This is a genomic window from Dasania marina DSM 21967 (assembly GCF_000373485.1).
Classification (GTDB): domain Bacteria; phylum Pseudomonadota; class Gammaproteobacteria; order Pseudomonadales; family Dasaniaceae; genus Dasania; species Dasania marina.
Map to the genome: position 1 here is coordinate 73722 of NZ_KB891590.1, position 12357 is coordinate 86078.

Annotated in this window: 10 protein-coding genes; 3 read left to right on the forward strand and 7 right to left on the reverse strand. The window is 49.5% G+C overall.

The features are described 5' to 3' along the window. Positions 1–46 precede the first annotated feature (46 nt). Positions 47–349, forward strand: coding sequence for a PilZ domain-containing protein (locus tag B067_RS21505; protein ID WP_156820899.1), 303 nt, complete (start codon positions 47–49; stop codon positions 347–349). 57 nt (positions 350–406) lie between these two features. On the opposite strand, the gene B067_RS0117920 is transcribed toward B067_RS21505, so the two are convergent. The 7 genes from B067_RS0117920 to B067_RS0117950 all read right to left on the reverse strand — a co-directional run bounded on the left by B067_RS0117920 (position 407) and on the right by B067_RS0117950 (position 10265). After that, positions 407–1141 (reverse strand): MlaA family lipoprotein, encoded by a 735-nt coding sequence (locus B067_RS0117920; RefSeq protein WP_205620000.1) that lies wholly within the window; start codon positions 1139–1141, stop codon positions 407–409. Between the two features lie 86 nt (positions 1142–1227). After that, complete coding sequence (locus B067_RS0117925; RefSeq protein ID WP_019531477.1) at positions 1228–2019, reverse strand: HvfC family RiPP maturation protein; 792 nt, start codon at positions 2017–2019, stop codon at positions 1228–1230. Further along, positions 2019–2903: an HvfB family MNIO-type RiPP peptide maturase gene (locus B067_RS0117930; protein ID WP_019531478.1), complete on the reverse strand. Its 885-nt coding sequence runs from the start codon at positions 2901–2903 to the stop codon at positions 2019–2021. The genes B067_RS0117925 and B067_RS0117930 overlap by 1 nt, the downstream gene beginning before the upstream one ends. Before the next feature lie 12 nt (positions 2904–2915). Continuing rightward, positions 2916–3269: an HvfA family oxazolone/thioamide-modified RiPP metallophore gene (locus B067_RS0117935; RefSeq protein ID WP_019531479.1), complete on the reverse strand. Its 354-nt coding sequence runs from the start codon at positions 3267–3269 to the stop codon at positions 2916–2918. Positions 3270–3484: 215 nt separating this feature from the next. Continuing rightward, on the reverse strand, positions 3485–4417 hold the full coding sequence (locus B067_RS0117940; protein WP_019531480.1) for an alpha/beta fold hydrolase: 933 nt from the start codon (positions 4415–4417) through the stop codon (positions 3485–3487). 66 nt (positions 4418–4483) lie between these two features. Continuing rightward, positions 4484–8392, reverse strand: coding sequence for an ATP-dependent RNA helicase HrpA (hrpA, locus tag B067_RS0117945; protein WP_019531481.1), 3909 nt, complete (start codon positions 8390–8392; stop codon positions 4484–4486). Positions 8393–8579: 187 nt separating this feature from the next. Beyond that, the gene (locus B067_RS0117950; RefSeq protein WP_020700328.1) at positions 8580–10265 is read right to left on the reverse strand and encodes a long-chain-fatty-acid--CoA ligase; all 1686 of its coding nucleotides are present in this window, start codon (positions 10263–10265) and stop codon (positions 8580–8582) included. A 289-nt stretch (positions 10266–10554) separates the two neighbouring features. Between B067_RS0117950 and B067_RS0117955 the strand changes: the two genes are divergently transcribed. Together B067_RS0117955 and B067_RS0117960 are read left to right on the forward strand one after the other, a co-directional pair. After that, the gene (locus B067_RS0117955; protein ID WP_019531483.1) at positions 10555–11028 is read left to right on the forward strand and encodes a MaoC/PaaZ C-terminal domain-containing protein; all 474 of its coding nucleotides are present in this window, start codon (positions 10555–10557) and stop codon (positions 11026–11028) included. A 194-nt stretch (positions 11029–11222) separates the two neighbouring features. Continuing rightward, positions 11223–12278: a GumC domain-containing protein gene (locus tag B067_RS0117960; protein ID WP_026244766.1), complete on the forward strand. Its 1056-nt coding sequence runs from the start codon at positions 11223–11225 to the stop codon at positions 12276–12278. Positions 12279–12357: the final 79 nt, after the last annotated feature.

Here is a 12357-nt window from a genome sequence, read left to right on the forward strand (position 1 = left end):
TAGGCGTATTATAAAAGGTAACAATAAGAACTGTGAGGTAATCGCTATGACGGCAATCAACCGTAGTTACGATGAGAAGCGCGACTTTATTCGTATGCAGGTCAACTCCCCTATCAGCATCCATCACCAGGGTAAGCAATACAATGGCCTGTGCATGGATTTAAGCGGCACAGGGCTCAAGATAGCCTGTAGTGATACGTTGCCCATAGGGGCTGAGTGCGAAGTGTCTATAGCCCCACAAGAGCAGGGGCAGCACTCTTTTAAAGCCTTGGCCACGGTGAGCCGGGTAGAGAGTGACCAAGAAGACCAATACCTTCTAGGCTTTAGTATCGAGCAAATACTCTCCTAAAGCCCAGCCTCAACAGGGCTCTCAGACAAGGCTCAGGGGGAATTCAGATAAGACCGGCTAATCCCAATTATCGAAGGACTCAAAATCCTCCTCACCAAAACCACTGGCCTCTACCTCTACCCCTGCCGCTGCATCCCTACGCTGTAGGTACACATCGCGTATAAAAATATACCGGTCTCCGGATAGTAGATCTTCGGCTTTTAACAAGCTGGCACGCTTGTCGACAATTTGCGCCGCTTTTACCTGATTTCTAGTGCGTATATGGTTTAATTCATTGGAGTAATCGCTGGTAGCACCATCAACCACCACGCCAAAGCCATCCCTCAACGTAGAGGGCCCTATCATGGGCAGCACCACGTAGGGCCCAGAATCCAGCCCCCAGGCAGCCAGCGTTAAGCCAAAGTCCTGGTCGTGCTTTTCCAATCCCACCTTGCTGGCGACATCAAAAATACCCAATATGCCTATCGTACTGTTAATTAAAAAACGGCCGGTATCAGCTCCCGCCCGAGCAAACTCGAACTGTAATAAGTCATTGGCAATAGTGGTGATCTCTAGAAAATTTGAAAACACATTACTAATACCCGTTTCCACCGGGTCGGGAGTCACGGCACGGTAACCACGGGCAACCGGCGCCAACACATAGCGATCGGCAGTATCGTTAAACACAAACACTTTGCGGTTAAGGCTTTCCCAAGGGTCACGGGGGTTCTCTATCTCCAAAGCCTCGGCATTGGCGTGAAAGCTGTAATGTGTAATAAAAGTAATTAAACTGGCGTATAGAAACCCGCGCATAAGCATCCCATCAATTATGCTGTGTTGAAACAGCGAACATTAATGGAAATAGCGCCAATAATCTAGCGGGGATGTAGAGGAATATATTAAGCAGCGGTAGCGATAACAACAGTACCTAACAAGATATCTACCGTATACAGCTGTTTATAGATCTCTAGGCCACTGCTAACAATCTGCTCTGGGTTAGGGTGCTGCATCTCTAAGGCCAGTTGCAGCAACAAATCCCTGCCGTTGCGCTGCTGCGGGTTGTTATTAATTAGCTCTAGTAATCTGGCGGTAACCGCATTGGCCTCCATAAACTGCACCGCATCCTGTAGATTGCGATAAACCACTAAATAACTGGCCTGCTCGCTGGGCTGTTGGGGCTGATAATCCGGCCCTATCAAATGTACAGGGTATTGATAGGCCAAACTCCAAGCCAATGGCGACGCCACCGGACGCTGCGCCAGCCAGTCAGGCTGCTCGCTAATGCCTTGCTCTATAGCAAGCTGAGGCAGGTCATCTTCTGCCACATCCAGTGCCAGCTCCACCCATTCATAATGGGCCAAGGCTTGAATAAAAACGGGGTAAGCCTCCGCCGTTAAAATAACGGGGTTAGCCGCTAAGTAGCGCTGAAACTCTTGGCTGATTTCTAAAAAATAGGGGCTGTGGCAGCGATGTTCAATCATAAAGTCACGCACTAGCGCATGCCAAGCTTGATCGTTAATGACACTACGTAACACTGGAAAGGCGCCGCTGACAAAACCTTCAATATTGTTATAAAACAAGTCGCGATAAATATTTAAGCGCCGTTGCTCTATATTCTCAGGGGCAGAGGCCTGCTCGGGGTTACGTATATAGGCGGTGAATTGATCGGTGGTTTGTTGCAGCGTGGCCATTAGCCAGCCGCCTTGGCAGTGTTGCCCTGTTGAGCTTGGGCCTGCTGAGCCTGGCCCTGAAGAGCTTGTGCCTGTAACTGCCGAATGGTGGCCACTTCGGCCAATAGCTGGTCCATGGGCGGGAAGTTAAAATCGCGTTCCAACAATGTTGGTAGCACCCCCACCTGCTGGTAGGCCGCTTTCAATAAATCCCATACCGGGCCTATGACATCGGCACCATGAGTATCAACACGTAGATCCTCGGCCTCTTCAAAATGGCCCGCCACATGGATATAACTGGCGCGCTGCAGAGGCAGCTCGCTTAAAAACTGATAGGGATCGTAACCATGGTTAATACTGTTGACGTAGATATTATTCACATCTAACAATAACTCGCAGTCGGCCTCGGCCATAACCGCACTAATAAACGCGCTCTCGCTCATGTGTTGGTCGGGGGCGCAATAATAGGAGGCATTTTCTAATACTAGCTTTTGCTCTAGCCTATCCTGCACTTCACCAATCCTAGCGGCCACATGTTTAACCGCCTCTTCCGTAAACGGGATGGGCATTAAATCGTATAAATGGCCACCGTCACCACAGTAGGTGAGATGCTCTGAATACAGGGGGCAGTCATATTGTTTGATAAACTGTTTGATACTATCGATGAGCTCAATATCTAAAGGGGCCGTGCCGCCGATATTGAGTGATAGTCCGTGCAAGTATATAGGGTAGCGTTCGGCTATAGCCTGAAACTGCTTACCCAAGCGACCACCCAAGCCTATCCAATTTTCGGGTGCCACTTCAAAAAAATCTAACTCACCGGCGGGTAAGCTTTGCAAAGAGGACATAATGTCCCTGCGCAAACCTAAACCCGCCAGTGCTACAGCTTTATTAACTAAAGTCATTACTGCTAGTGCTTATTTCTCGCCACACTTGCCTTCTTTAGTTTTTTCGCCACATTTACCTTCTTTGGCTTTTTCACCGCACTTGCCTTCTTTGGCTTTCTCGCCACACTTGCCTTCTTTGGCTTTCTCGCCACACTTGCCTTCGCCGCACTTACCTTCTTTTTTAGCTTTCTCGCCGCATTTACCTTCACCACACTTACCTTCGGCATCTGCGTAGTTAGCAAGGTCATAGCCGCTGGACAATTGGTTGGCAGCAAATGGATTCACTTCAGCAGATGCTAAAGGTGAAATCGCCGTTGCTAAAAAAGCCGCACCTAATGCAGCAGCTAAAGGCTTTTTGTTTATAGTAGATTTTGAGGTAGACATAGTAGCTCCTAGTATTGTATTTCTATTTATCAGTATTAACACCACAGATTAAGCATACGGCTTAGTCCCTGTTATCGCCACCACAGTGTAGCTAATTTACACCGCAGCTCAAATACCAGCGCTAACTCACATGCTCAAAAATAACACAAGCCATACTGAATCGTGCAGTTATGACCCAAGCCCCGACTACAAGTTTCACACCAGCCTAAAAATAATCAGGTATTTAAAACGGGTTGCCGGTATTCCTTAAGCCATGCCAGCATATGCGGGAAGTGATCCTGCTCGGCATCGGCATGGTTAAGTAATTCGTTATGCTTATAGTTATTTAAGCTGCCGGCGCTTTTATCTAACACCAACATACGGCCATCATGGCTACCTAGCTGCTTCATAAAGCTGCGGGCATCCAACACATCACCGTAGATACGATCCCCTGCCGAAGCTATATACAAGCTGGGAGGCAACTGTTTATAGGCAATGGCCGCACCGTAATCAAAGCCATCTTTGGGATCCAGCCAATCACTGCTCATACTCCAGGCCAAATAATCTTGGTAATCGGCGCTGGATTCTTTGCAATCACCCAAGCATAAAAAGCGGCTGGGTAAGTAGCCGTTTAAGCGTATACACACGCCCCCCAACCTACGCCACAGGGTATTAAAGACAAAGCGTTTCAAGCGCGAAGCCAACAGGGTTTGACGGCGCGCACCTAGGTGCAGCATCTGTGCAACCGGGGCCAATAACGTATCCATACGCGCATAATAAGCGGTTAACAATACCGTGCCCCAGCCATGGCCTACCCATATCTGTGGGGTATTACCGCGTATGCTGTGGATTTTTTTTAATAAGGCGGGTATATCTTCGGTAATATGCGCATGCACCCCCACCTGACTATTGGCCTGTATGGCAGGCCAGCTATGGCCCTTGCCGCGCAGGTCAGCCACATAGACATCATAGCCTTGCTGGGCCATATAACAGGCTAGGCCCTTGCCGTTATCATCGTAAAAAGCGGTGCCATCTTCCAATAAGCCGTGCATCATAAAAACGGGGGCACCCAGCTGTTTCTTGTCTTTATAAAAACGAGTCAGGTGCAGCTGCTCGCCGCAGGGTACGGTGACGGTAATCGATTGATAATTAAGTGCGGCAACTGTCATCGTTGAATATACGTCAGTTTATTGTTGTTCATTGATAGATATTGGTAACTATTGATAACCAGATTACTACTTCACCAGTTGCAGTTGGCGCAATTCGGCCAAGTGCTTGCGCAAACGTTTTTCAGATACAGGCTGCTGTGTACCCAAGGTCTGCGCAAACAAGGATACCCTGTACTCCTCTAACAACCAACGATAATTTAACAGCTCCGGATGAGCCTGTTGATTGCCCTGCCACACCTTAATTAACGGCTGGTTAAGTTCGTTTAACACCACCATTAACTGCCTATCTCTAGGCAAGCCACCGCGCAGTTTATCGATGCGCTGCTCTATCGCCGCCAGGTAACGCGGGTATTGTTGTAAATGCTGCCAGAGGGTATCGGCGATAAAGCCCTTAGCGAACAATAGATTGACCTGCTGATTGATATCAGCCACCGCCGTCGCCCAGCTAAGCTGGTTGGCTTTTTTAATGGCCTTGCGCAGCTTGGTGTAGCCATCGGCTATGGCCAGCAACAGCTTTTCCGCCTCTAGCGCTTCTGCGACTAAGCTGGATTGATGGTGCTGCAAACAAGCATTAAATGCCTGCTCGCTATTAGGCAATTCCGCATCGGCTAAAAACACCCGGGTAAACACGGCCAGCAATAAGTCTTCCAGCCACAGCTTGCGTTGCTCGGATAGACCCGCCAACTGCAAGCTGATTTGATTACTGCTTAATAATTCTTTGCGTAAATATTTAAGCTGCTGCGGCAGTTGCAACATCAGTAAGCGCACTAAGCCTTGCTGTGTATGCTGCTGAGCCTCTTGCGGGTAATCCATTAACTCAACCGCAACACTATCGCCCTTATCCACTAACGCGGGATAACTGGTGATAGTCACCCCCGCTTGTTTGAATTGATACTGCGCGGGCAGCTCGCCAAAGTCCCAGCGTTTAATATCCAGCTGCTGAAACTCAGGCTGGCTTTGCTGCTGCACACTTTCGCTGACCTTGCCTTTGAAATCCTGTAACAGTTGATCCAAATCGCGGCTTTGTGCTAATAACTTGCTGTCAGCATCCACCACTTTAAAATTCATGCGGTAGAAATTATCCAGCTCGCCGGTGTGCCATTGGTTAACATCTATCTCTACACCGGCACTGCGGTATAGCCCGTCGGCCAAACCGGCTAGTATGCCTTGCTGTTTATTAGTGATACGCGCCAAGGCCTTATCGACATAGTCGGGCACAGGCACAAACTGTTTGCGTATTTGCTTGGGCAGCATCTTTACCAGCGTTATACATTTTTCCCGCAGCATGCCCGGCACCAACCATTGAAAAGGCTCTTTGCTAATGCGATTCAACAAGGCCAAGGGCACGGTAACAGTAACGCCATCGGCGGCCTGACCCGGCTCAAACACATAGCTTAGGGCAAAGCGCATATCGCCATAGTGCAACACGGTGGGAAACTGCGCTTCGGTCACCTCAGTCGCGCTGTGCTGCATTAACAAGCCCTTGCTAAGAAACAGGCATTGCGGGTCTTGTTGCTGGGCGGTTTTATACCAGTGCTCAAACTGCCTAGAAGTAGTGATATGCGGAGGCAGGCGCTCATGGTAAAACTGAAACAGCTGCTCGTCGTCAATTAAAATATCGCGGCGTCGCGACTTGGCTTCCAGCTCGGTAATTTCATGTAATAGCTTTTGGTTATGCAGGTAAAACTTGGCCTTGCTGTTATAACGCCCTTCTACCAAGGCTGCGCGGATAAAGATCTCTCTAGCCACCTCGCCGTCTATGGGGCCATAGTGCACTTTGATTTTATCTTTAATAATCAAGCCATACAGGCTAAGCGTCTCAAACGCCATCACTTGGCCACTGCGCTGCTGCCAATGCGGCTCACTGTAACGATGCTTAAATAAGGCATCATTAATGCCCAGTAACCACTCGGGCTGTATACGCGCGCAACACCGGGCATAGACTTGGGTGGTTTCGGCTATCTCGGCGGCAGCTATCCACTTAGGGCTTTTCTTAAATAATCCGGAGCCGGGGAAGATGTGCAACTTGCGGTTACGTGCCCCTAAATACACCTTATCCACATCGAGGTTGGCGACATGGCTAAGCAAACCCGCCAGTAAGCTTCTATGCACAATCTCAAAACTAGCGGGTTCTTGATTTTGTTTATAGCCCAGTTCTTTCGCCACTATTTTGAGCTGATGATGTATATCGCGCCACTCGCGCATTTTCATAAACGATAAATAATTGCGCAGGCAGTACTTGCGCAACTGACCTTGGCTAAGCTCCTGGCGCTGTTCTTCGTAATGATTCCATAAATTCACGTAACTTAAAAAATCGGAATCTTCATGCCAAAAGCGGCGGTGCTTTTCATCGGAGGCCTGACGTTTATCGGCAGGACGCTCGCGCGGATCTTGCACGCTTAGGGCACTGCAAATAATCAGCATTTCCTGCACACAGCCCTGCTCATTGGCCGCTATCAACATGCGCGACAGGCGCGGGTCTAGTGGAAATTTAGCCAACAGCACGCCGGTTGCTGTGAGTTGTTGTTTGTTAACCGCACCCAGTTCTTCCAATAAGGCAAAGCCATCGTTAATCATGCGGCTATCGGGTGGATCGACAAAAGGGAAGTTTTGCACCTCACCTATGCGCATGGATAGCATTTGCAAAATAACCGAGGCTAAGTTGGTGCGCTTAATTTCAGGGTCGGTAAATTCGGGGCGGCCGTTAAAGTCTTCTTCGCTATATAAGCGTATGCAGATACCTTCAGCCACACGACCACAGCGGCCTTTGCGCTGGTTGGCGCTAGCTTGTGAGATAGCCTCTATAGGCAGGCGCTGAATTTTGGTGCGATAACTGTAACGGCTAATACGAGCAAAACCGGGATCTATCACATAGCGTATGCCCGGCACAGTTAATGAGGTTTCTGCCACATTGGTAGCCAACACCACACGGCGGCCACGGCGTTTGTCGATTTGAAATATTTTGTTCTGTTCGGCGTTGCTCAACCGCGCATACAGGGGCAGCACTTCGACGTTTTGCCACAGCCGCTGATTGCCCTGATGCTGGTCGCGTAAATAACGCGACACTTCGCGTATATCCCCTTCACCACTTAAAAACACCAACACATCACCGCCCTTGCGGCCGTCACTGGTAAATAGCTCCTCTAACGCCGCAGCGATGCCTGGCGCCAAGCCACCCTCTTCGCTTAAATCATCTAGGGGTCTGTAGCGAGTTTCTACCGGATAAGTTCTGCCCGATACCTCTATCACAGGAGCATCGCCAAAGTGCTTAGAGAAACTTTCTAAGTCTATAGTGGCCGAGGTGATAATCAGTTTTAAGTCGGGTCGCTTGGGCAACAGTTGCTTTAAGTAACCCAATAAAAAATCAATATTGAGGCTGCGCTCATGGGCTTCATCAATAATCAGCGTGTCGTACTGTGACAGGTAGCGATCGCGCTGAATTTCGGCCAGCAAGATGCCGTCAGTCATTAGCTTGATATAACTGCCATCTGAGGTGTTATCGGTAAAGCGCACCTGATAACCCACCCCCTCGCCCAAGGGTGTTTGCAACTCATCGGCGATACGCTGGGCTACCGTGCGTGCCGCCAAACGCCGCGGTTGGGTATGGCCAATTAAGCCTTTAACACCACGGCCCAGCTCTAAACAAATTTTGGGTAGCTGGGTGGTTTTACCCGAACCGGTTTCACCGGCGATGATCACCACTTGGTTATCGCGTATAGCCTCGGCAATAGGCTCGCGCTTATCGGCTATGGGTAGATCTTCGGGGAAGATAATCTTGGGCAATGCCGCCGATTTTTGCTGGTAGGCCAGCAACGAGGTTTCTATGCGCGCCACCAGCTCATCCACTAGCCGCCCTACCGGCTGGTTTTGTTTTGCCCGCTGCTGAGCGCTGCGCAATTTACGGCGCAGGCTATGCTGATCTTTTAATAAGCACTGATCGATAGTTTCGGAGAGTTTGTTAAGCGTGGTATCCACAGATAAATAATTGCCGGCTGATGATCAACCCCAGCGGGGGGTTAAAAGCCGGCCATTATAAAGAATACTGCTAAGAATAATCACCCCCCCCAATACCAAGGGGGCCAGCAGGGTCGACAGCGGCAAGCTTTAAGCTATATGCGGCAAGAAAAGCAGTATTATTTAATGCTTGTGGCTTAGCGCTCTGTTAAACAGTGTCAGCCGAGGCAGGCCCATCGCGCAGCTCGCGCCGTAGAATTTTACCCACCGCCGACTTAGGCAGCTCATCGTAAAATATAATCTCACTGGGTACCTTATAGCCGGTAAGCCTGACCTTACAAAAGGCCCGCAGCTCTTTAGCCGTGACGCTTTTATCTTTCAGCACCACAAACAGCTTTATGGTTTCACCCTTGGTCTCATCGGGCACCCCCACTGCCGCACACTCCAACACCCCCGGGTGCTCGCTGGCCACGGCCTCTACCTCATTGGGGTAGACATTAAAGCCTGAGACGATAATCATGTCTTTTTTGCGGTCGACGATGCGGTGATAGCCATCAGGGTCTAACACCCCTATATCGCCGGTATGAAACCAGCCCTGGGCATCAATCGCCTTGGCGGTTTCTTCCGGCTGCTGCCAATAGCCTTGCATTAGTTGCGGGCCGCGCATACAGAGCTCGCCCTGCTCGCCCATAGGGAGCATGTCGCCCTGCTCTGACATCACCACTAAATCGGTATCGGCCAAGGGCAAACCTATAGTGTTGATTTTATTGCCGCCGCCGGGGTTGGCAGATATTACTGGCGAGGTTTCGGTAAGGCCGTAACCCTGATGTATTTCACAGCCAGTCGTTTGCTGCCACAGCTTGGCGGCCGTCTCGGTAAGCGCCATGCCTCCCGACAACGTGAGTTTAAGCGCCGACAAGTCTAGTTTTTTAAACGCAGTATCGTGGCAGAGGGCAACAAACAAGGTGTTAATGCCGCAGAAAAAGGTCATGCCATAATTGCGTATGGCTTTTACCACCGACGATAAATCGCGGGGGTTGGGAATAAGTATGCAGTGGCTGCCTTCCTCTACCATCACCATACACACGGTGAAAGAGTAAATATGGTATAGCGGTAAAGGCACCAATATGGTTTCTTCACCCTTGGTCATGCCATAGCTTTTAAACAAGGCCTGGCACTGTAAAATATTGGCTAAAATATTGCCGTGGCTAAGCATAGCGCCCTTGGCCACGCCGGTGGTGCCCCCGGTATATTGCAGTGCCACCAAGTGATCGCGGGTCACCGCTACCGGTTGGTACTCTGCCTTTTTACCTAAGGCCATGGCCTCACGCAGCGATAGTGCCACGGGGAAGTCTAGCTTGGGCACCATGCGCTTAATGTACTTCACCACGCCATTAATCAACTGCCGTTTGGGGCTGGGATGAAAATCCGCTATTTCGGTAAGTAGTACCTGCTCTACCGGCGTATCAGTAATAATCTGCTGCGCTGCCTCAGCCACATTTTTTAACACAATAAGCATCTTGGCGCCGGAGTCATTTAGTTGATGCTTAAGCTCCCTGGCGGTATACAAAGGATTGGTATTCACCACTACTAAGTCAGCCAGTAACACCCCGTATAGCACTACCGGATATTGCAGAATATTGGGCAGCTGTATCGCCACCCGGTCACCCTGTTGCAAGCCACTATGCTGCTGTAAGTAAGCGGCAAACTGCTTGGCCTGCTGCGCAAACTCGCAAAAAGTTAAGGTATGCCCCATGCAACTGAAAGCGGGTTTACTGCCATAGTGTGTAACCACATGTTCCAACACCTCTAATAAATTGTCATAGCGGCTGTAGTCTATGGCCGTAGGCAAATTCAATTGCTGCATCGCTGCTAAGGTGGCAGGGTTCATCATAGATACACATCCTTTAATACAATTCTTAGTAGTAACATTTTAGTAAACCGCTCACAGGGCCATTATTCTTGATAATGGTTATTGGTCATTATTGTTGGTTATTAATCTTAGTAATAAAAATCCTAGTCTGGCATTCATTACACCTGTTCATTAAATAAACAGCTTTTTGAATCAGCGATTTTAAGTGCTCAAATTTATCATGTAGAGGTTTTCGCATCAGCATTTAAATAGTCTACAATACGCGCCACAACATGTTTCCCTTTTTATGTATGCAATATAAGGACTATCCGTGAGCCAATTAAGCAACTTCACCTACGACGAGATAAGCATTGGTCAAACGGCTGAATATAGCAAAACTCTCACCGAGCAAGATATAGTGATGTTTGCCGCCAGCTCAGGGGATACTAACCCCGTGCATTTGGACGAAGTTTTCGCCGCCAGCACGCCCTTTCAAGGCCGTATTGCTCACGGTATGTGGACCGGAGGTTTAATCTCAGCAGCTATAGCCTTACATTTGCCAGGCCCCGGCAGCATATACTTGGGCCAAACCCTGTCTTTTCGCAAGCCGGTAATGTTGGGTGACAGTATCACCGTCACCTTAACCGTGACAGACAAACAAGATAAGCGTCGCACCGTCGTGCTACAGTGCATCGCCCACAATCAGCACAACAAAATTGTGGCGCAAGGCGAGGCGACAGTGATGGCGCCAGAGGCTAAGCTAAACATCCCTAAGCCTGTGTTACCCAGCATTACCATAGGCTAAGAGCGAGTGTGGGCAGCTTTATACTGATAACAAAATAGCCTGCCCGCTAGCCGCCAACACTTGGCTGCTTTTGAAAAAGCGTAGTAAATCTGTCATAGTTCCGGACTTAAACCTGTGTTTTTTTGACACAATTAATAGAATTCAGCTGTCAATTGCAGCTTTATACAGCAAAAAATCAAGTGAGATCATCATTCATGTTTGCCAAGTGCTTTACCCCCTCTATCGTTATTCTCAGCCTTTTGCTCAGCATTAACGGCCATGCCAAATCATTAGCCGCCACCAAGGCCGAGCTTGATAATTATCAAGCCCAGCTTATTAGCACTCAGGCAGAATTAACGGCCTATAGCGAACAGCTCAAGACCACAGAGCAAGAACTCGAACAGGCCGCTAACGCGCCCTCACCTGAAAAAGACATCTACGACGCAGCCAAAGCCGAAGTGTTAAAAGTAAAAGCCGAGGTCGCTCAAGACCCTAGCAAAGACGGCGAACTCAATAACGCCCAGTTCAAGCTAACGCTGGCCGAGCGCAAGTATAAAAAATCCAACCAACAGCTAGAGCAACTAGATGAACAAAAACAAGCCCTAGAGCAGAAGATAGCTACCGGTACCGCACGTATCGCCAGCTTGCAAAACATGATCAGCAAGCACGAGCAACTGATAGACAAACTCGCGACACAACAAGCCGTCAACGAATCCTCTCGCCTAGAAAAACAGCGTCAGGAACTGACCCGTTTAAAAGCAGAGAACGAGCGCCTAAGAGCGCTACAACAAGCCGAACAGCAAGCCGCCACCAAGGCTGCTGCCCTAGCCCAGCAACAGGTTCAACAGGCCGTAGCCGTAGCGCAAGCCGCTGTTCCAACAGCCGTTGCGTCAGTAGTGCCCGCAACTACCGATCGCAGCCAGCGTGAGCCCGTCACCTTTTTAAGCAACCCCGCTGACATCGCCGCCGAGCAAGCGCGCCAAAAAGCCGCAGCGACCAGTGCTGACGGCAGCCAAGTCGGCGACTTGAAAACACTAACCATACGCATACCCGATCAGCTCACTCGCTCGTTAAAACTGCGTGCCCTAGGCGGCAACCAATATCAGGGCGACAGCAAGGTAACCTTCGGCGAAGCCCGATTCTCGCTGGACGACTATAGATGGGAAGCGGAAATACCCAAAGAGCACAAGTATAAGCGCATGGAGTTTTTGCTAGACCTATCCGATAGCGAAAACCCCTACATGGTGTTTTACGTCAAAGCCGATCAATAAGTCTCCACTCCCTCCACTAGCACTGAGTCTCTAGCAGTTCTTTTATCTAGAGACTAGAGACTCCAGCCTAGAGACTGTG

What these genes read in the sequence shown, in the direction of transcription:
- B067_RS0117960 (WP_026244766.1), top strand. Translation starts at nt 11,223, where the DNA reads ATGTTTGCCAAGTGCTTTACCCCCTCTATCGTTATTCTCAGCCTTTTG.
- B067_RS21505 (WP_156820899.1), top strand. Translation starts at nt 47, where the DNA reads ATGACGGCAATCAACCGTAGTTACGATGAGAAGCGCGACTTTATTCGT.
- B067_RS0117940 (WP_019531480.1), bottom strand. Translation starts at nt 4,417, where the DNA reads ATGACAGTTGCCGCACTTAATTATCAATCGATTACCGTCACCGTACCC.
- B067_RS0117950 (WP_020700328.1), bottom strand. Translation starts at nt 10,265, where the DNA reads ATGATGAACCCTGCCACCTTAGCAGCGATGCAGCAATTGAATTTGCCT.
- B067_RS0117930 (WP_019531478.1), bottom strand. Translation starts at nt 2,903, where the DNA reads ATGACTTTAGTTAATAAAGCTGTAGCACTGGCGGGTTTAGGTTTGCGC.
- B067_RS0117925 (WP_019531477.1), bottom strand. Translation starts at nt 2,019, where the DNA reads ATGGCCACGCTGCAACAAACCACCGATCAATTCACCGCCTATATACGT.
- B067_RS0117935 (WP_019531479.1), bottom strand. Translation starts at nt 3,269, where the DNA reads ATGTCTACCTCAAAATCTACTATAAACAAAAAGCCTTTAGCTGCTGCA.
- B067_RS0117920 (WP_205620000.1), bottom strand. Translation starts at nt 1,141, where the DNA reads ATGCGCGGGTTTCTATACGCCAGTTTAATTACTTTTATTACACATTAC.